Annotated in this window: 18 protein-coding genes; 12 read left to right on the top strand and 6 right to left on the bottom strand. The window is 60.6% G+C overall.

Going from position 1 to position 19,783, the window contains the following annotated elements; translation table 11 throughout:
• Positions 1–46 precede the first annotated feature (46 nt).
• The 6 genes from ACGSLL_RS06780 to ACGSLL_RS06755 all read left to right on the top strand — a co-directional run bounded on the left by ACGSLL_RS06780 (position 47) and on the right by ACGSLL_RS06755 (position 6,990).
• Positions 47–1,411: an aspartate aminotransferase family protein gene (locus tag ACGSLL_RS06780; RefSeq protein WP_394504322.1), complete on the top strand. Its 1,365-nt coding sequence runs from the start codon at positions 47–49 to the stop codon at positions 1,409–1,411.
• 171 nt (positions 1,412–1,582) lie between these two features.
• Positions 1,583–2,695 carry a polyamine ABC transporter substrate-binding protein gene (locus ACGSLL_RS06775; protein WP_258451233.1) on the top strand — a complete coding sequence of 371 codons (1,113 nt, stop codon included), beginning with the start codon at positions 1,583–1,585 and terminating at the stop codon, positions 2,693–2,695.
• 187 nt (positions 2,696–2,882) lie between these two features.
• A complete protein-coding gene (locus ACGSLL_RS06770; protein ID WP_090287290.1) occupies positions 2,883–3,980 on the top strand; it encodes a polyamine ABC transporter substrate-binding protein in 1,098 nt (365 codons plus the stop codon).
• Between the two features lie 63 nt (positions 3,981–4,043).
• Positions 4,044–5,186, top strand: coding sequence for an ABC transporter ATP-binding protein (locus tag ACGSLL_RS06765; RefSeq protein WP_203419905.1), 1,143 nt, complete (start codon positions 4,044–4,046; stop codon positions 5,184–5,186).
• Between the two features lie 35 nt (positions 5,187–5,221).
• Positions 5,222–6,103 carry an ABC transporter permease subunit gene (locus ACGSLL_RS06760; RefSeq protein ID WP_172833310.1) on the top strand — a complete coding sequence of 294 codons (882 nt, stop codon included), beginning with the start codon at positions 5,222–5,224 and terminating at the stop codon, positions 6,101–6,103.
• Positions 6,100–6,990 (top strand): ABC transporter permease subunit, encoded by an 891-nt coding sequence (locus ACGSLL_RS06755; protein ID WP_332764376.1) that lies wholly within the window; start codon positions 6,100–6,102, stop codon positions 6,988–6,990. Before ACGSLL_RS06760 ends, ACGSLL_RS06755 begins: the two co-directional genes overlap by 4 nt.
• Positions 6,991–7,128: 138 nt before the next feature.
• Here the strand turns inward: ACGSLL_RS06755 and ACGSLL_RS06750 are convergent, their stop codons facing one another.
• Positions 7,129–7,770 (bottom strand): HD domain-containing protein, encoded by a 642-nt coding sequence (locus ACGSLL_RS06750; RefSeq protein WP_394504317.1) that lies wholly within the window; start codon positions 7,768–7,770, stop codon positions 7,129–7,131.
• Between the two features lie 312 nt (positions 7,771–8,082).
• On the opposite strand from ACGSLL_RS06750, the gene ACGSLL_RS06745 reads away from it, so the two are divergent.
• Positions 8,083–9,048: a GlxA family transcriptional regulator gene (locus ACGSLL_RS06745; protein WP_394504315.1), complete on the top strand. Its 966-nt coding sequence runs from the start codon at positions 8,083–8,085 to the stop codon at positions 9,046–9,048.
• 114 nt (positions 9,049–9,162) lie between these two features.
• On the opposite strand, the gene ACGSLL_RS06740 is transcribed toward ACGSLL_RS06745, so the two are convergent.
• Together ACGSLL_RS06740 and ACGSLL_RS06735 are read right to left on the bottom strand one after the other, a co-directional pair.
• Positions 9,163–11,574, bottom strand: coding sequence for a penicillin acylase family protein (locus tag ACGSLL_RS06740; protein ID WP_394504313.1), 2,412 nt, complete (start codon positions 11,572–11,574; stop codon positions 9,163–9,165).
• Positions 11,575–11,677: 103 nt separating this feature from the next.
• A complete protein-coding gene (locus tag ACGSLL_RS06735) occupies positions 11,678–12,256 on the bottom strand; it encodes a DUF6436 domain-containing protein (protein WP_394504311.1) in 579 nt (192 codons plus the stop codon).
• 97 nt (positions 12,257–12,353) lie between these two features.
• Between ACGSLL_RS06735 and bipL the strand changes: the two genes are divergently transcribed.
• Entirely contained in the window at positions 12,354–13,301 is a 948-nt protein-coding gene (gene bipL, locus ACGSLL_RS06730) for a phospholipase BipL (protein WP_394504309.1), read from the top strand.
• A gap of 130 nt (positions 13,302–13,431) precedes the next feature.
• Here bipL and ACGSLL_RS06725 read toward each other — a convergent pair whose 3' ends face one another.
• Positions 13,432–14,163 (bottom strand): DUF2059 domain-containing protein, encoded by a 732-nt coding sequence (locus tag ACGSLL_RS06725; RefSeq protein WP_394504307.1) that lies wholly within the window; start codon positions 14,161–14,163, stop codon positions 13,432–13,434.
• A 108-nt stretch (positions 14,164–14,271) separates the two neighbouring features.
• On the opposite strand from ACGSLL_RS06725, the gene ACGSLL_RS06720 reads away from it, so the two are divergent.
• Both ACGSLL_RS06720 and ACGSLL_RS06715 read left to right on the top strand, forming a co-directional pair.
• Entirely contained in the window at positions 14,272–14,904 is a 633-nt protein-coding gene (locus ACGSLL_RS06720) for a 2OG-Fe(II) oxygenase (RefSeq protein WP_394504305.1), read from the top strand.
• A 1-nt stretch (position 14,905) separates the two neighbouring features.
• Complete coding sequence (locus ACGSLL_RS06715) at positions 14,906–15,391, top strand: 2-thiouracil desulfurase family protein (RefSeq protein WP_394504303.1); 486 nt, start codon at positions 14,906–14,908, stop codon at positions 15,389–15,391.
• A 256-nt stretch (positions 15,392–15,647) separates the two neighbouring features.
• On the opposite strand, the gene ACGSLL_RS06710 is transcribed toward ACGSLL_RS06715, so the two are convergent.
• Positions 15,648–16,211, bottom strand: a complete 564-nt coding sequence (locus ACGSLL_RS06710) for a transporter substrate-binding domain-containing protein (protein ID WP_394504301.1) — start codon at positions 16,209–16,211, stop codon at positions 15,648–15,650.
• Between the two features lie 135 nt (positions 16,212–16,346).
• On the opposite strand from ACGSLL_RS06710, the gene ACGSLL_RS06705 reads away from it, so the two are divergent.
• A complete protein-coding gene (locus tag ACGSLL_RS06705; RefSeq protein ID WP_123417776.1) occupies positions 16,347–16,772 on the top strand; it encodes a DUF4399 domain-containing protein in 426 nt (141 codons plus the stop codon).
• A gap of 148 nt (positions 16,773–16,920) precedes the next feature.
• On the opposite strand, the gene serA is transcribed toward ACGSLL_RS06705, so the two are convergent.
• Complete coding sequence (gene serA / locus ACGSLL_RS06700; RefSeq protein WP_090287262.1) at positions 16,921–18,150, bottom strand: phosphoglycerate dehydrogenase; 1,230 nt, start codon at positions 18,148–18,150, stop codon at positions 16,921–16,923.
• A 204-nt stretch (positions 18,151–18,354) separates the two neighbouring features.
• Here serA and ACGSLL_RS06695 point away from each other — a divergent pair, with 204 nt between their 5' ends.
• Complete coding sequence (locus ACGSLL_RS06695; RefSeq protein WP_394504298.1) at positions 18,355–19,749, top strand: FAD-binding oxidoreductase; 1,395 nt, start codon at positions 18,355–18,357, stop codon at positions 19,747–19,749.
• Positions 19,750–19,783: the final 34 nt, after the last annotated feature.

Below are 19,783 nucleotides of genomic sequence, written 5' to 3'. Positions count from 1 at the left end.
GCGCCGCGCAGGCGGCGCGCCTTCACCGATAACAAGGAGAATTGGCATGACCAGCAACAACCCGCAAACCCGCGAGTGGCAAGCACTCAGCAGTGATCACCACCTGGCCCCGTTCAGCGATTTCAAGCAACTGAAAGAGAAGGGCCCGCGGATCATCACCAATGCCAAGGGTGTTTATCTGTGGGACAGCGAAGGCAACAAGATCCTCGACGGCATGGCCGGGCTCTGGTGCGTGGCGATCGGTTATGGCCGCGATGAGCTGGCCGACGCTGCCGCGAAACAGATGCGCGAACTGCCGTACTACAACCTGTTCTTCCAGACCGCACACCCGCCGGCACTGCAACTGGCCAAGGCGATTGCCGACGTTGCACCGGAAGGCATGAACCATGTGTTCTTCACCGGTTCCGGCTCCGAAGGCAACGACACCATGCTGCGCATGGTTCGCCATTACTGGGCGATCAAAGGCCAGCCGAACAAGAAAGTCATCATCAGCCGCAAGAACGGTTATCACGGTTCGACCGTGGCCGGCGCCAGCCTCGGCGGCATGACCTATATGCATGAGCAGGGCGACTTGCCGATCCCAGGCATCGAGCACATCGCGCAGCCGTACTGGTTTGCCGAAGGCGGCGACATGACGCCAGAAGAGTTCGGCATCTGGGCGGCCAATCAGCTCGAAGAGAAGATTCTCGAAGTCGGCGTCGACAACGTCGGTGCCTTTATTGCCGAGCCGATTCAGGGTGCCGGTGGCGTGATCATTCCGCCCGACACCTACTGGCCGCGCATCAAGGAAATCCTCGCCAAATACGACATTCTGTTTGTGGCCGACGAAGTGATCTGCGGTTTCGGCCGCACCGGTGAGTGGTTCGGTAGCGATTTCTACGACCTCAAACCCGACATGATGACCATCGCCAAAGGCCTGACCTCCGGCTACATCCCGATGGGTGGCCTGATCGTTCGTGACAGCGTGGTGGCGGTACTCAACGAAGGCGGCGATTTCAACCACGGCTTTACCTATTCCGGGCATCCGGTGGCAGCCGCGGTGGGCCTGGAAAACATCCGCATCCTGCGCGATGAAAAAATTATCGAGAACGCCCACAACGAAACGGCACCGTATTTGCAGAAACGTCTGCGCGAGCTGAACGATCATCCGTTGGTGGGTGAAGTTCGCGGCGTCGGTCTGCTGGGGGCGATCGAGCTGGTGCAGGACAAGGCCACGCGCAAGCGTTACGAAGGTAAGGGCGTGGGCATGATCTGCCGGCAGTTCTGCTTCGATAACGGCCTGATCATGCGCGCGGTGGGAGACACGATGATCATCGCGCCGCCGCTGGTGATCAGCAAAGCCGAGATCGACGAGCTGGTTACAAAGGCACGCAAGTGTCTGGACCTGACCCTCGGTGCGCTGCAGGGCTAAGTGCTAGGCTTTGAGCGAGCAGGTTGCGGCTCGCTCGTTCAAAGCTGTCAGAAAGGCCGGTCTTTCCTTGAAAGACCGCCTCGGATCTTGCCAGACTAGCCGCGGTTCCAGTTGTCCGGGTTCGGCCGCTGAACAATGTGGTTCAAAAAAGAAAAATTTGGAGCATGACGCATGAAGGCATTAGGTAAAAAGCTTGCTGGCAAGACACTTCTCGCGCTGTCCGTGGCGGGCATGATGGCGGGTGCGGTTCACGCGGACGACAAGGTACTGCACGTTTACAACTGGTCCGATTACATCGCGCCGGACACCGTGGCCAACTTCGAGAAAGCCACCGGGATCAAAGTCGTCTACGACGTCTTCGACAGTAACGAAACCCTGGAAGCCAAGCTGCTGGCCGGCAAGTCCGGTTACGACATCGTGGTGCCTTCCAACAACTTCCTCGCCAAGCAGATCAAGGCCGGGGTTTACCAGGAGCTGGACAAGTCCAAGCTGCCGAACTGGAAAAACCTCGACGAAGACCTGCTCAAGGCCGTTGGCGACGCCAGCGACCAGGGCAACAAACACGCCTTCCCGTACATGTGGGGCTCGATCGGCATCGGCTACAACCCGGCCAAGGTCAAGGCTGCGCTGGGCATCGACAAGATCGATTCGTGGGACGTGGTGTTCAAGCCTGAAAACATGGAAAAGCTGAAAAGCTGCGGCGTGAGCTTCCTCGACGCTCCGACCGAGATGATTCCGGCCGCGTTGCACTACCTGGGCAAGCCGACCAACAGCAAGGACAAGGCTGACCTGAAAGCCGCCGAAGACCTGTTCCTGAAAATTCGTCCGTCGGTTGCCTACTTCCACTCCTCCAAGTACATCTCGGACCTGGCCAACGGCAACATCTGCGTCGCTGTCGGTTACTCGGGTGACCTGGAGCAATCCAAAACCCGCGCCCAGGAAGCCGGTGACAAGGTCAAACTGGCCTACACCATTCCAAAAGAAGGCGCCGGTACTTTCTACGACATGGTCGCCATTCCCAAGGATGCCGAAAACGTCGAAGCCGCCTACAAGTTCATGAACTACCTGCTCGAGCCGCAAGTGATGGCCGGCATCACCAACGCCGTGCGTTTCCCGAACGGCAACAAGGCGGCCACGCCACTGGTGGACAAGGACATCACCAGCGATCCGAGCATCTACCCGTCGGCTGAAGTGAAGAAACAGCTCTACGCGATCAGTGACCTGGACGCGGCGACCCTGCGCCTGATCACCCGCAGCTGGACCAAGATCAAATCGGGCAAATAAGCCGGTTTTGTCGCAGCAACCGCTGGCCGTCGTTTCCGCGATGGCGGCCAGCGGGGCAATTAAATGACAGAAAGTTTTGCTGGATCGGTTTTTCGAGGGTAAGTTGCGCGCCGGTTTTGTTGTCGGGCAGCCATGGCTGTCACGCAGCGCGGGCAACTTGGGCCCAATCCATTTAGAGGACCTCCACTTGCCTGTATTTTCTTCTTTGCGCAAAGCCCTGCTGGCCGCTGCCGGCCTGACCCTCGCTGTCGGAGCCCAGGCCGCCGGTACGGTGCATATTTATAACTGGTCCGATTACATCGGCGAATCGACCCTGGCCGACTTCGAAAAGGAGACCGGGATCAAACCGGTCTACGACGTCTTCGATTCCAACGAAACCCTGGAAGGCAAACTCCTCGCCGGGCGCACCGGCTACGACGTGGTCGTGCCGTCGAACCACTTCCTCGGCAAACAGATCAAGGCCGGCGCGTTCCAGAAACTCGACAAGGCGCAACTGCCGAACTATTCCAATCTCGATCCGGTACTGCTCAAGCGTCTGGAGCAGAACGATCCGGGCAACCTGTATGCCGTGCCGTACCTGTGGGGCACCAACGGCATCGGTTACAACGTCGACAAGGTCAAGGCTGTGCTGGGCATCGACAAGATCGATTCCTGGGCCGTGCTGTTCGAGCCGGAAAACATCAAGAAGCTGCACAGCTGCGGCGTGGCGTTCCTCGATTCGGCCGATGAAATGATGCCGACCATGCTCAATTACCTGGGCCTGAACGCCAACAGCACCAACACCAAGGACTACGAAAAAGCCACTGCCAAGCTGCTCGCGGTGCGTCCTTACGTGACCTATTTCCATTCCTCGAAATACATCGGCGATCTGGCCAACGGCGACATCTGCGTGGCGATCGGTTTCTCCGGTGATATTTTCCAGGCGAAGAACCGTGCCGAGGAAGCCAAGAAAGGCGTGAACATCGCCTACTCGATTCCGAAAGAGGGCGGCGCGCTGTGGTTCGACATGCTGGCGATCCCCAAGGACTCGTCCAACGTCAAAGAGGCTCACGCCTTCATCAACTATTTGCTGAAACCTGAGGTGATCGCCCAGGTCAGTGATTACGTCGGTTACGCCAACCCCAACCCGGGTTCGGACAAGCTGATGGAACAATCCATCCGCACCGACGAAGCGGTTTACCCACCGCAAGCAGTCCTCGACAAGACCTACGTGTCGACCGAGTTGCCAGCCAATATTCAGCGTTTGATGACCCGCAGCTGGACCAAGGTCAAGTCGGGCAAATAACGCACAAACTATCCAGTGTTCGTCTTGCGTGGCGAACCGCTGCTTCTGTTGGGAGTTTCGTAAATGGCAGTTGCCTCCGGCGCCTACAAGAAAGCCCTCGAGGGCGACCAGACACCAAAACAGGTGCTGGTCAAAATCGACCGGGTCACGAAGAAGTTCGACGAGACGATTGCCGTGGACGACGTGTCCCTGGAAATCAAGAAAGGCGAGATCTTCGCCCTGCTCGGCGGTTCGGGATCGGGCAAATCCACCCTGCTGCGCATGCTCGCAGGGTTTGAACGGCCCACGGAGGGGCGCATTTTCCTCGACGGCGTCGACATCACCGACATGCCGCCGTACGAACGTCCGATCAACATGATGTTCCAGTCGTACGCCTTGTTCCCGCACATGACCGTGGCGCAGAACATCGCCTTCGGCCTGCAGCAGGACAAGATTCCCAAGGCCGAGATCGACGCCCGCGTGGCGGAAATGCTCAAGCTGGTGCAGATGAGCCAGTACGCCAAGCGCAAGCCGCATCAGCTCTCCGGTGGCCAGCGTCAGCGCGTGGCACTGGCGCGTTCCCTGGCAAAGCGGCCGAAGCTGCTGCTGCTCGACGAGCCGATGGGCGCTCTGGACAAGAAACTGCGTTCGCAGATGCAGCTGGAACTGGTGGAAATCATCGAGCGCGTCGGCGTGACCTGCGTGATGGTGACCCACGACCAGGAAGAGGCCATGACCATGGCCGAGCGCATTGCGATCATGCACCTGGGCTGGATCGCGCAGATCGGCAGCCCGATCGACATCTACGAAACCCCGACCAGCCGTCTGGTCTGCGAATTCATCGGCAACGTCAACATTTTCGAAGGCGAAGTGATCGACGACGCCGAGGGCCACGCGACCATCACCTGCAAGGACCTCGACCGGCAGATCTACGTCGGCCACGGTATCAGCACCTCGGTGCAGGACAAGTCGGTCACCTACGCGATCCGTCCGGAGAAGCTGCTGGTGACCGCGGAGATGCCGACCTGCGAGTACAACTGGTCGAGCGGTAAAGTCCACGACATCGCCTATCTGGGCGGTCACTCGGTGTTTTACGTCGAGTTGCCGAGCGGCAAACTGGTGCAGTCGTTCGTGGCCAACGCCGAACGCCGTGGCGCACGTCCGACCTGGGGCGATCAGGTCTACGTGTGGTGGGAAGATGACAGCGGCGTGGTACTTCGCTCATGAACATGCGCAAATTCAAACGCCGCATCAACCGGATCATCCCCAATGGCCGGCAACTGGTCATCGGCGTGCCGTTCATCTGGCTGTTCCTGTTCTTCATGCTGCCGTTCTTCATCGTCCTGAAGATCAGTTTTGCCGAAGCCGACGTGGCGATCCCGCCGTACACCGAGATCTACACGTTTGCCGAGCAGAAGCTGCAATTGCTGCTCAACCTGGGCAATTACGCGCTGCTGGGCGACGACGAGCTGTACATCGCCGCCTACCTCGGCTCGCTGAAGATGGCCTTCATCAGCACGCTGCTGTGCCTGCTGATCGGCTATCCGATGGCCTACGCCATCGCCAGTGCGCGCAAAGAGCTGCAAACGGTGCTGGTGCTGCTGATCATGATGCCTACCTGGACGGCGATTCTGATCCGCGTTTATGCGTGGATGGGCATCCTCAGCAACAACGGCCTGCTCAACGGTTTCCTGATGAGCATGGGCCTGATCGACGAGCCGCTGCAGATCCTCAACACCAACCTGGCGGTGTACATCGGCGTGGTCTATTCGTACCTGCCGTTCATGATCCTGCCGCTGTACGCCAACCTGGTGAAGCACGACAACAGTCTGCTCGAAGCGGCCTCGGACCTCGGTTCGAGCACCTTCAACAGCTTCTGGAAAATCACCATTCCGCTGTCCAAGAACGGCATCATTGCCGGCTGCATGCTGGTGTTCATTCCGGTGGTCGGTGAGTTCGTCATCCCGGAACTGCTCGGCGGTCCGGAAACCCTGATGATCGGTAAAGTGCTCTGGCAGGAATTCTTCAACAACCGTGACTGGCCGGTGGCGTCCGCGCTGGCGGTGGTGATGCTGGCGATCCTGATTGTGCCGATCATCCTGTTCAACCGCAGTCAGGCCAAGGAAATGGAGGGTAAAGAATGAAACGCTTCCGTTTCTCCAGCCTGATGCTGGTACTGGGTTTGATCTTCATCTATCTGCCGATGCTGATCCTGGTGATCTACTCGTTCAACGCATCCAAACTGGTAACGGTGTGGGGCGGCTGGTCGGTGAAGTGGTACGTCGGCCTGCTCGACAATTCGCAACTGATGGGCTCGGTGCTGCGCTCGCTGGAAATCGCCTGCTACACGGCGGTGGCGGCGGTGGCACTGGGTACGCTGGCGGCGTTCGTGCTGACCCGCATCACGCACTTCAAGGGCCGCACGCTGTTCGGTGGCCTGGTGACGGCGCCGCTGGTCATGCCGGAAGTGATCACCGGTCTGTCGCTGTTGCTGCTGTTCGTGGCCATGGCGCAGATGATTGGCTGGCCGCAGGAACGTGGCATCGTCACTATCTGGATCGCTCACACCACGTTCTGTGCGGCGTATGTGGCGGTGGTGGTGTCGGCGCGTCTGCGTGAGCTGGACCTGTCGATCGAAGAGGCGGCGATGGATCTCGGCGCGCGGCCGTGGAAGGTGTTCTTCCTGATCACCATCCCGATGATCGCACCGTCGCTGGCAGCGGGCGGGATGATGTCGTTCGCCCTGTCGCTGGATGACCTGGTGTTGGCAAGCTTCGTCTCCGGGCCGGGTTCGACGACCCTGCCGATGGAAGTGTTCTCGGCGGTGCGCCTGGGCGTGAAGCCGGAAATCAACGCCGTGGCCAGTCTGATTCTGCTGGCGGTGTCGCTGGTGACCTTCCTTGTCTGGTTCTTCAGCCGCCGCGCCGAAGAAGCGCGCAAGAAAGCCATCCAGCAAGCCATCGAAGAAAGCGCAGCCGATTCATGGAAGCAACCGGACGCGCGTCGCGCACCTGCGCCGCAGGCCGTTTAGGCCAACCGGGTTGATTGCGGTGCTGCGATCAACCCCAATCCCTGTGGGAGCGAGCCTGCTCGCGAAGACGGAGTGTCAGTCAACTCAAATGTTGCCTGGTACACCGCTTTCGCGAGCAGGCTCGCTCCCACATTGGTTCTAGGTTCTCCAGGGAGACTGGCGGATCACTTCAACGAAGTTCAGCGGTTTGAACCCCGGCTCCTGATCCACCAGCACATCAGTCTTCACATTGCCAAACGTGGTCTGCGGGCGGTGACGCAAGCCATCGGCAAACGCGCAGATGATGCATTCCTTGAAACCTTCGCCGCGTGGATGCGCATGCACCACCGCTTCGCGCTGCACGCTGCTGAACGCCGCGTAATCCATGCCCAGCACATCCATTTCCACTCCCGCAGTGACCAGCGCCACGGTCGGACGCAGATGCTTCGGCACACCCGGTGTCGTGTGCAAGGCGATCGATAGCCAGACCTGCTCGATATCGTCGTCGCTCAGTCCGTACGGTTTGAGAAACGCTGCTGCCGCATTCGCACCATCCACTTCGAAACGTTCTTCATCGCTGCGATGACCTTCGACCAGGCCGAGGTCGTGGAACATCGCGCCGACGTACAACAGCTCCGGGTTGTAGGCCAGTTGCTGGCGCTCGCCACTCAGGGCGCCGAACAAAAATACCCGGCGCGAGTGGTGATAGAGCAGGTCGGACTCGATGTCGCGCATGTACTCGGTGGTGGCCCGGGCGAGGGCGCTGTCAGGGATCTTGATGCCGGCGATAGTGGTGCTCATAACGCTTTCCTCGTCGAAAACGCCGTGATGGCGCTGATGAGAAAAGTCTGTTCCTCGCGCGGAAGGCGAACAATCGAAGCGTGGCTGCGATCCTTGCCAATCGACCTGCAAATCGTGCCAACCTCGCTTGTTGGGTATGGATTGGCTAGGGTTGACGCGATCACCAAGTCAGACACGGCCCATGTGGGAGCGAGCCTGCTCGCGAAAGCGGTGTGTCATTCGACAGCCAGGTTGCGTGTGATGGCCTCTTCGCGAGCAGGCTCGCTCCCACAGGTTTGGGTGTTTGTCACAGGTATCGAGGACGTTTGAATCATGAACAAAACCGTCGCCATCGTGGTGTTTGCCGGCGTGCAGTCGCTGGACGTCAGCGGGCCGCTGGATGTGTTTGCCGAGGCCAATCGGTTCCTCGCGCCGCAGGACCACTATCGGCTACAAGTGATCGGCGTCGAGCACGGGGCGATGGCCTGCTCCAACGGCCTGAGCGTGACAGCGCATCGGCATTTCAGCGAAGCGCTCGAGACCTATGACCTGTTGTTGGTCGCGGGTGGGCCGCAGTTGCCGTTCATGGATTTCGGCAGCGCATTCGATGGCTGGTTGCGCGATGCCTGCGCGCGGGCGCAGCGTTTCGGTTCGATCTGCAGTGGCGCGTTCATGCTGGCGCGGGCGGGGCTGCTGGGCGGGCGCACGGTGACCACTCACTGGAACGATGCCGAGGCCTTGGCGCAGTTGTGCCCGACCACGCAAGTCGAGGCTGATCGCTTGTACGTCGAGGATGGGAGGCTCTACACCTCGGCCGGGGTCACGGCGGGCATCGATCTGTCGTTGTATCTGCTGGCGCGGGATCACGGCGCCGAGGTGGCGCTCAGCGTGGCGAAACGGCTGGTGGTGTTCACCCAGCGCTCCGGTGGGCAATCGCAGTTCAGCCCGTTCCTCACCCCGCACGCCGAGCCGACATCAGCGGTAGCGATGGTGCAGTTCTATGTGCTGGCCAATCTCACCGGCGATCTGACGATTGCCGATCTGGCCAATGCGGCGAACATGAGTGCGCGCAATTTCTCTCGGGTGTTTGCCCGTGAGGCGAAAGTCACGCCGGCAGAGTTCGTTGAGCGGGCGCGGGTTGACGCGGCGCGGGTGATGCTGGAAAGCACTGCCGCGCCGCTGAAGACCGTGGCCTATCAGTGCGGGTTTCGCGATGCGCAACATATGCGCAGCGTGTTCAACCGGCGGCTGGGGGTGACGCCGCAGCAGTTTCGGATGAATTTTGCTGTGATGCTCTGAGATTGACGGTGCTGCTGATGGCCCTTTCGCGAGCAGGCTCGCTCTCACAGGAGTACGCATTTCGAAAGTGGGAGCGAGCCTGCTCGCGAAGAGGCCGGTGCAGGCGATACAAATCTATCGGGCCCCCCGCGCCGGCAACAACTTCAAGGTGCTACGCGTATTCGCCGTCACCTCTTCCTCGCTGAAATGCGCCTGCACATAAATCCCCTCCACATACGCCTCAGCCTGATCGTCGTAGTGACTGTCGAACGGCACGCCGCTCTGACCCACCGGGTTGATCGTCAGCCCATGCGCCGGATCAGCGAAATCCACCAGTCGCCGTGTCGACGGCCCGTAGGTCACCGGCCACGGCGCCGGGCCGATCTTCGCTGAAAGATTGTTCGGCACTTCATGGCTGCCCGGCGCTGCGAACGGCCCGACGTTGAACAGACGATCCAGCGGTTTTTGCTGGCCCAATGGATGGCCATGGGTCAGGGTATGTGCCGCGCCCCATTGCCACGCTTCAACATCGTCGCCCAGGGTCAGCTTCAAGTGCTGCAGGCTTGCCTGCCACGCCGCGCGGACGCTATCGGCGCGAGTCTCCTTCGCAGGCGTGCTGCGGTTATCCCACCACGGCGAATCGGCATTCGCCGCCAGCCTCGGCAGCGCTGAATCGATCACCCGCGTCGACAGCAGCGTGTCGAAAAACTCGTTGCCCAACTCATCGCGCATCGCCGCATCGGCCAGGTCATAGACGAACTGATTGAACAGCGTCGCACTGACCGAATCCAGCGGATAGTCACCGGGCCACTGCGCCAGTTGCTCGACCCGTTTCAGTTGCGCCGGATCGCTCACCACCTGGCGCAACACCGGCAGCAGCGGTGCGAGCAAACGCGGGCCGTAGCCGGTCGCGGTGCCCAGTTGCAGCTTCTGATTGGCTTCGTTGCTCCACTTCACGCTCTTGTCGCTGAGCTGACGATTGAGCTGCTGGCCGCGATCGGCAAGGTTGTAATAACCGGGAATCGGCATGCCGGTCGGCGACACGGGTTGGAAGTTCGCCGAGACGATATAGCCGCGCGGCGGGTTCTCTTCCTGCGGGTTGGCGCTGAACGGATAGTAGCCGTCCTTGTCCGCCTGGTTTGTACTGCCGTCGAGAATGAATTCCGGCCTGACCCCGGCCGGGCGCTTGGGCAGCAACGCCGAGGCCCACCAGGCGATATCGCCCTTGGCATTGGCATAAACCAGATTCAGCCCCGGCGCCTGGACTTTCGCGGCAGCGGTGCGGGCCTTGGCCAGGGTGTCGGCGCGGTTGAGCTGATAGAAACCTTCAAGGATCGGGTTCGGCGTTTCGAGAAATGCCCACCACATGGCGATCGGGGTTTTGCCGGCCGCCGCACCCAGTGCGTCGTTGACGATCGGACCGTGGGGCGACTGGCGCAGGGTGAGGGTCACCGGTGCCTGGCCTTTCACCTTGATCTGCTGTTCGCTGACGAGCAGGTCGGCCCACTGGCCGCGATACCAGATCTGGTTGGGATTGTTCGGGTTGACCTTCTCGGCGATCAGGTCCAGATCGTCGTTCTGGAACATGGTCAGGCTCCATCCGAACTCCATGTTGTGGCCGAGAAACGCGAACGGCACCAGCGCCTGATGATGGCCGTACAGCTCGAAACCCGGCGCCGACAGCTGCGCCTCGTACCACACCGACGGCACCGAAAAACGGATGTGCGGGTCACCGGCCAGCAACGGCTTGCCGCTCTGGCTGCGATTGCCGGCGATGACCCAGGCGTTGCTGCCTTCGAACTGCGGCAGGCCGTTGTCGATCAGCGCCTGCTCACTGAGGCGGGCGAGGGCGTTGAGGTCTTTCCAGTCACCAGCGGCGAGGGCGGGCGCGGCGTGGTTGTGGTCGTTGGCGAGGACGCCTTTGCCTTGCCAGTCGAGGTCGAACACGTTGAGGTAATCGGCGCCCAGTTGATCGCGCACGAACGTCAGCAGCGGCTCGGTGCGAAACGCCGCGGCGAAACTGTAAGCCATGTAACCGGCGACGCTGATGCTGTCTTCGGCGGTGAAAGGCCGCTTGGGGATGCCCAGCACGTCGAATTCGATTGGCGCAGCGTGGCTGTCCTGATATTGGTTGATGCCATCCAGATAGGCTTGCAGGCCCTTCCACGCCGGCGACTGTTTATCCAGGCTGGCGACGTAACTGGCGGCGCGCTCACGAATGCGCAGGCTGCGAAACAGTTTGTCGGTGTCGAGCAGTTTCGGCCCGAGCACCTCGGCCAACTCGCCACGGGCGAGACGGCGCATGGCTTCCATCTGGAACAACCGGTCCTGCGCGTGTACGTAGCCGAGTGCACGATAAAGGTCGGTTTCGTTCTCGGCGCGAATGTGCGGCACACCGCGCTCGTCGTAGCGCACGGTCACCGAGCCCTGCAGATCGCGCAGCTCGACCTGGCCCTGGCGCGTCGGTTGTTTGCTGTAGACGTACCAGCCCAGGGCGCCGAGCAGGGCGACAATGAGCAAAGCGAGAAGGGTGAGCACGCGCTTCATGGTGACTCCTTGTGCAGGCGGGAGTTGCCGCCCGTCGGGCTGCAAACAATTAGCACAAAGGCTCTGTGCCGTGCAGCGCAATCCTTTAAATGTCCGGAATGCCTTATTTCGCCTCCACCGGCCACGGGCAATAACAACCCACCGCCAGCGTATGCGTGGCATTGACCGGGCGATCTTCTGTCAGGGCATGCAGGATCGGTTCGATGAAGCTGTTGCTGGAGTTGCAGGTCAGGCCTTCGCTGTAAGGGCCGAAGTAGGCCAGTTTGCCGCTGCGGTCCCAAATCGCCACGGCCGGGCTGGCCGGAATCTGTTCAGAACCCGGCAGAACGACAATGGTTTTCAGGCTGGAAAGGGTGGCGGGCAACTGGCCGTGGCTGCCGGGTTTCTGCACGGCGAAGAACTCCACACCGCGGGCGCCGAACTGCTCGACCATCTCGCTCAGGTGCTGTTGGTTGCCGACGTTGCACGGGCAGGCCGGGTCCCAGAAATGCACGAGGCGGATGTTGCCCGGCCCGGCGAGTTCATCCGGCAGGCGCAGCGGATCGCCGGAAAACACTGCCGTATGCTCGCTGAATGCGCGCAGATAACGGCCCTGAAACCAGTCATACGCGGCCCACAGCACGCCGGCGCAGATCAGCACGAGCAGGCTGGCGAACAGTGCGGTGCGGTAGGGCGAACGCATGGATTTGGTTCCTCAGAGCCGGCTAGCTTGCCATGCTTGTCGCGACAGATGAATATCGCAGGCCGATAAAGTCTGATTACCGTTCTGGAATTCCCGCATGCCTGACACTTTCGACCCCGATCAAATCCGCGCGAGCCTCAAGCCTCTGGCCGAGTGGCAGCCGTTGTCGGACGAGGCGAAGGCGTATCAGCGCTTCTACCAGACCGATTTTCCCGAACGCGACGTCTGGCGCGGCATGGGCCGTTTCGAAGTCGATGGCTACGAACTGGTCAGCCATTGCTGGTGGCCGGAGAAGGTCAAGGCGACGCTGTTCCTGCTGCATGGTTATTACGATCACACAGGGCTCTATCGGCATGTGATCGAGTGGGCGCTGGATCAGGATTTTGCCGTGATCGCCTGCGACTTGCCGGGGCATGGCCTGTCGAGCGGGCCACGGGCGAGCATTCGCGATTTCGCTGAATATCAGCACATGCTCCAGGCTTTGTTCGCCGAAGCGCAGTCGATCGCGCTGCCGCAACCGTGGCACTTGTGCGGGCAAAGCACCGGCGGGGCGATTGTAGTCGATCATCTGCTCAACCATGGCGAGGGCAGCCCGGCGCAGGGCCAGGTGATTCTGCTGGCACCGCTGGTCCGACCGCGGGCGTGGGGCTGGTCGCAGCTCAGTTATTACCTGCTCAGGCCATTCGTCCGCGGTGTCGCGCGGCGCTTCAGCGAGAACTCCAATGACCCGGATTTTCTGCCGTTCCTGCAGGCCGATCCGTTGCAGCCGCGACGCTTGCCGACCCAATGGGTGGGCGCTTTGTCACGATGGATCATTCGCGTCGAGCACGCAAAAAAAAGCCCGCGACGGCCGCTGATCATTCAGGGGCAAGCGGACATGACGGTGGACTGGCAGCACAACCTGCAAGTGTTGAAATGGAAGTTCGACCGGCCGCAGATCCTGTTGCTGGCCGAGGCACGGCATCATCTGGCCAATGAAACGGCGGAGATGCGCGAGGAGTATTTCGAGTTTCTGAGCAAGCGCATCAGGGGGCGGAATCTCTAGCGACTGTGAGGGCCTCTTCGCGAGCAGGCTCGCTCCCACAGGGGACTGAGTTGTTCACAATCTCGTGTCCACTGAAGATCTACTTTGGGAGCGAGCCTGCTCGCGAAAGCGGTCTGTCAGGCGCCGATGATCACTGGCCGACCGCAAGCCCTGCGCGAATCGCCGCCAGCGCCGCCTGGTAATAAGCCTTGCCCTCAGCCGACTCGGCAAAGGTCGCAAACTCTTCCAGCTCTTCATCCGACAGGTCGCGATAGACGTACAGCAGCGTGTTGTTCAGGTCAGCGCCGATCTGATCCATCAGACGCTGGCGCTGCCCGTTCAACATGCCCTGCGCCTGACCGCCACCGAGCAGGCCGGGAATCATCGAACTGAGACTGTCCGCCGCGACGCCGGCAATCGCCAGGCTGACCTCCGCGCCGGCTTCACGCGCCGGCAAGGCTTGGGCGAGGTGGCCGATGATCAGTTGGCGGTTGTCGCTGACCTGCATTTTCGGCAGGCCCTTGGCGTTTTTCGCCAGTTGATCGCGGCGGGTCGCGAGCAGTTCGGCGGCGACGATTTTCTTGCCCAGCGGCGACTGGAAGAAGCTCAGCGCCGGTTTCGGGTCGGCGAGCTTCTGCCGCAGTTGCGCCTCGGCGCGTTGATCCACGGCCTGCGGGGCAAAGCGCTGGTTGCTGTTGTTGACCAGCGCCTGAAACACCGCCGGCGGCAGGCTGTTCTGATAGCGCTGCTGCGCGGCACTCAGGGCGTCATTGAAATGCGCACGTTGATCTGGCCAGCCGGCGACCTTGTACAACTGGTCGTAGCCGTCCGCCCAGGCGGGCAACACACAGAACATCAACAGTGAAAAAAGCAAACGGCGCATAGGGACTCCTGTCAGCAGCGGACTATTCTCCGTGCGGTGCCGGTACTTGTCGAGAATTCGTATCAAGCCGCTGCGTGGCTCTGTCGGATTTGTTGCCGCAGGCATACTATGCGCGCCATGCCAATATCCTCTGAACACCCACTGCTGTTACGCATTGTCGACGACCTGGCCGAGCATGGCTGGTCGCAGCAGAACATTTTCCTGCCCACCGGTCTGACCCGCGAGCTGGCGGCCGAGTGCCGCAAACGTGAAGCCGAGGGTGAGCTGGCGCCGGCGGCGGTCGGGCGCGGGCCGTTTTCAGAGATTCGCGAGGGCATTCGCGGCGACCATATCCAATGGATCGACCCGGGCCAGGCCGCGGCCAGCGACCGCTATCTGAACCTGATGGAGAGCCTGCGCGAAGCGCTCAATCGCGGTTTGTTCCTCGGTCTCGAAGATTTCGAATGCCACTTCGCGCTGTATCCGCCCGGCGCGTTTTATCGCCGGCATGTCGACCGTTTTCGCGACGATGACAAGCGCATGGTTTCGGTGGTGGTCTATCTCAACGATGGCTGGCTGCCGGAGGATGGCGGCCAACTGCGCATGTATCTGAATGAAGACCGCGTGCATGACGTGCAGCCTACCGGCGGCTGTCTGGTGGTATTTCTTTCCGGCGAAGTGCCGCATGAAGTGCTGCCGGCCAACCGCGAGCGGCTGTCGCTGACCGGTTGGTTCCGCCGCCGCGGCAACGAGCCGTTCTGACATGCACAAGCTTTTGGTCAGCCGCTGCCTGTTGGGCCATCGCGTGCGCTATGACGGCGGGGCCAGCGGGCCGTTTGATCTGCTTGAACAATGGATTGCCGAAGGGCGAGTGGTGCCGTTGTGTCCTGAGGTCGCAGGCGGACTGCCGACGCCACGGGCGGCGGCGGAAATTCCGGGTGGGCAGGGTGGTGAGGTGCTGGATGGCATTGCGGCGGTAATCACCACTGAGGGCGAGGATGTCAGCGCGCAGTTTCTCGACGGTGCGCGGCAGGCGCTGGAGCTGGTGCGCAGGCATGACATTCGGGTGGCAGTGCTCAAGGCCAACAGTCCTTCGTGCGGGAATCTGCTGACGTATGACGGCACGTTCAGTGGCGTGAAAGTCTCCGGTGAGGGCGTAACGGCCGCATTGCTCAAGCGCCATGGTGTGCAGGTGTTCAGCGAGCTTGAATTAGCTGAGGTCGCGGTGGCCTTGGCGAGTTTGGACTGATCCGCAATCGTTGCCCTCACCCCAGCCCTCTCCCAAGGGGAGAGGCGGCCGACCGAGTTGTCCGGCGCCTTGCATCGACCTGAAAGACCTTTTCGACTATGGATTCAACACAGCCATGACCGATCGATTATGGCGTCGACGAAGCCATGGTCAGTCGATTTCGGATTCGGTATAGCAATCCCAAATCGGCGTATTTCTAAAGCATCCCCCATTCAGTCCCCTCTCCCTCTGGGAGAGGGCTAGGGTGAGGGGGCTTTTAAGGTTTCAACCACTTTTCGGACAACGCCGCCAAACGCCCATCCGCCTTGATCCGCTCCAGCGCACTTTGCAGGCTGGCCTGAAACGCCGGATTACCCTTCTGAAACGGAATCGCCAGCTCCACCGGCTCAAGCGCCTTCGGCTGCTCTGGGTTCAGCGCCTGCACCAGTACCATCGGCCGCGGCGTCTCATCCTTCTTCGCCAGCAACTGCCCGTCGACCTTGCCGTACGGCGCGCTGAAGTCGAAACGATCCTTGAGTTCGGGTGTCAGTGCTATGTGATTCAGCGCGACGTCGTACTTGCCGCTCTCGACGCCCTGGAGCAGATCGCCTGCGTCGGTGACGATGAAATCGGCGCGCACATCCAGCTCTTTGGCGAGAAGTTGCCCAAGCTCGACCTCGAACCCCGTCAGGGTGTCGCCTTCCTTGTAATTGAAGGGCGGTGTATTAGCCTCAAGGGCTATGCGCAGCTCGCCACGGTCGTTGACGTCATCAATCAGTTCGGCATGGGCCAGCGGGCTCAGAAGGGGTAGCAGACAGATCAGGCCAGGCAGAAAGCGCATGGTCACTCCTTTGAAATCATTATGGCGATGCTCTGATTCAGGCTCGCTTTGCTATGGTTGTCGAGTGCCTTCGACAACGAATGGTCATGAAGTTGTCATGACCGTGCGGATTTTACGGAAAAACTGGAGAAGAAAATGAAAAGCTTTATGTCACGTGCAGCGTTGGCCGGTGTGCTGATGGGTGTTTCGGTGCTGGCCAGTGCGGCGACGCCGGCGCCGAAGGATGCTGAAGTGTTCATCGTTTCGCCCGAGGACGGGGCTACGGTTTCCCAGACCTTCACCGTCAAGTTTGGTACCAAAAACGTCGCGCTGGCACCTGCCGGTGATGTCACCAAGAACACCGGGCATCATCACCTGCTGATCGATGCCAAGGAAATCGTGCCGGCCGGTTCAGTGGTTCCTACCGACGCCAACCATATGCACTTTGGCAAGGCGCAGACCCAGGCTGACATCAAGCTCGCTCCGGGCAAGCACACCTTGCAGCTGGAACTGGGTGACAGCGGCCACATGGCGTTCGACCCGCCCATCGTCTCGAAGAAAATCACCGTTAACGTGGAATAAAAAAAGGGAGCCCTGCGGGGCTCCCTTTTTTATCGCTGCAAGCTGCAAGCTGCAAGCTTCAAGCTTCAAGCTTCAAGCTACGAGCTTCAAGTAAAAGCAAAAGCGCTTTTCCCTTGCCGCTTGAAGCTAGTAGCTTGCCGCTGCTTCTTTAGAAAAGAACACGGCTACGGATAGTACCGTTGACGTGTTGCAGCTTCTCTTGCGCCAGCTCCGAGTATTCGGCGTCGACGTCGATCACCACGTAGCCGACCTTCTCGTTGGTCTGCAGGAACTGACCGGAGATGTTGATGCCGTTTTCGGCGAAGACCTTGTTGATCTCGCTCATCACACCTGGGATGTTCTCGTGGATGTGTAGCAGGCGGTGCTTGCCCGGGTGAGCCGGCAGGGCCACTTCCGGGAAGTTGACCGACGACACCGACGTACCGTTGTCGCTGTACTTGACCAGTTTTTCCGCCACTTCCAGACCGATGTTGGCTTGCGCTTCGGCGGTCGAGCCACCGATGTGCGGGGTCAGGATGACGTTGTCGAGGCCACGCAGCGGGCTTTCGAACTCTTCGTCGTTGGAACGCGGCTCGACCGGGAACACGTCGATGGCCGCGCCGATCAGGTGCTTGTCCTTGATCGCTGCCGCCAGGTGGTCCAGCTCGACCACGGTGCCGCGCGCGGCGTTGATCAGGATGCCGCCCTTCTTGATTGCACGGATCTCCTTCTCGCCGATCATCCACTGGGTCGCAGCGGTTTCCGGAACGTGCAGGGTGACGATGTCGGACATGCCCAGCAGCTCGTGCAGGTTGTTGACCTGCGTGGCGTTGCCCAGCGGCAGCTTGGTCACGGTGTCATAGAAGAACACCTGCATGCCCAGACCTTCGGCCAGAACCGACAACTGCGTGCCGATCGAGCCGTAGCCGACGATGCCCAGCTTCTTGCCACGGATCTCGAAGGAGTTGGCCGCGGACTTGATCCAGCCGCCACGGTGGCAGGAAGCGTTTTTCTCCGGGATGCCGCGCAGCAGCAGGATCGCTTCGGCCAATACCAACTCGGCGACCGAGCGGGTGTTGGAGTACGGCGCGTTGAACACGGCGATGCCGCGCTCGCGGGCTGCGCCCAGGTCAACCTGGTTGGTGCCGATGCAGAAACAGCCGACCGCGACCAGCTTCTTCGCGTGATCGAAGATCTCTTCGGTCAGTTGCGTGCGCGAACGAATGCCGATGAAGTGAGCGTCAGCGATCTTTTCCTTGAGCTGGGCATCCGGCAGAGAACTGGTGTGGTACTCGATGCTGGTGTAGCCCGCCGCCTTGAGGACGTCGACAGCCGATTGGTGGACGCCTTCGAGAAGAAGGAACTTGATCTTGCTCTTATCGAGAGAAGTCTTGCTCATCTGCGTAAACCTGTATCCCGGAGAAAAATGGCAGGGAGGGAGCAGCCTGGAGCTGACCCGCACGGCAACAAAGCCGTCACCGCGGTCAGGCCTTGGGCACTGTCCTGCGGGGTCGGTATGCTAGCATAGCCACCCCGCTAAACACTCATTCCTGCGACGTGAAGCGTTCTCAGGATGACCATGAATTGTTCGAGAGTTCTGTCGATGACCAATCCTGCGCTGATTGATGAACTGAAGACCCTGGTCGAGCCTGGCAAGGTCCTGACCGACGCCGACTCCCTGAATGCTTACGGCAAGGATTGGACCAAGCACTTCGCCCCCGCGCCGAGTGCCATCGTGTTTCCCAAAACCGTCGAGCAGGTGCAGGCCGTGGTCCGTTGGGCCAATACCCACAAGGTCGCGCTGGTGCCATCGGGCGGACGCACCGGGCTGTCCGCCGCCGCAGTCGCCGCTAATGGCGAAGTGGTGGTCTCGTTCGATTACATGAATCAGATTCTCGACGTGAACCTCACGGATCGCACCGCCGTGTGTCAGCCGGGGGTAGTCACCGAGCATTTGCAGAACGTCGCCGAAGAAAACGGCCTCTATTACCCGGTCGATTTTGCCTCCGCGGGTTCCAGCCAGATTGGCGGCAATATCGGCACCAATGCCGGCGGGATCAAGGTGATTCGCTACGGCATGACCCGCAACTGGGTGGCTGGCATGAAAGTGGTCACCGGCAAGGGCGATGTGCTCGAACTGAACAAGGACCTGATCAAGAACGCCACCGGTTACGATCTGCGCCAGCTGTTCATCGGCGCCGAAGGCACCCTCGGTTTCGTCGTCGAAGCGACCATGCGCCTCGATCGCGCACCGAAAAACCTCACCGCCATGGTCCTCGGCACTGCCGATTTCGATTCGATCATGCCGGTGCTGCACGCCTTCCAGGGCAAGCTCGACCTGACCGCGTTCGAATTCTTCTCCGACAAGGCCCTGGCCAAAGTCATGGGCCGCGGCGATGTGCCGGCGCCGTTCGACACCGACTGCCCGTTCTACGCCCTGCTCGAATTCGAGGCGACCACCGAAGAAGTGGCCAACAGCGCCCTGGAAACCTTCGAGCACTGCGTCGAACAGGGCTGGGTCCTCGATGGCGTGATGAGCCAGAGCGACACCCAGCTGCACAACCTGTGGAAGCTGCGCGAGTACATCTCCGAAACCATCTCGCACTGGACGCCGTACAAGAACGACATCTCGGTCACCGTTTCGAAAGTCCCGGCGTTTCTCAAGGAAATCGACGCGATCGTCGGCGAGCATTACCCCGACTTCGAAATCGTCTGGTTCGGCCACATCGGCGACGGCAACCTGCACCTGAACATCCTCAAGCCGGATAACCTGAGCAAGGACGAGTTCTTCGCCAAGTGCGCCACGGTCAACAAGTGGGTGTTCGAAACCGTCGAGAAGTACAACGGTTCGATTTCCGCCGAGCACGGCGTCGGCATGACCAAGCGTGATTACCTGACCTACAGCCGTTCGCCGGCCGAGATCGAGTACATGAAAGCGGTCAAAGCGGTGTTCGACCCGAACGGCATCATGAACCCGGGCAAGATTTTCGCGGTTTGATCAGCAATCTCTGATGAATCAATGAACGCAGGAG

The organism is Pseudomonas retamae, from assembly GCF_043496865.1.
Lineage (GTDB): Bacteria > Pseudomonadota > Gammaproteobacteria > Pseudomonadales > Pseudomonadaceae > Aquipseudomonas > Aquipseudomonas retamae.
The sequence above is the reverse complement of the archived record's forward strand: the minus strand, read 5'-3'. Positions and strand labels throughout refer to the sequence as shown.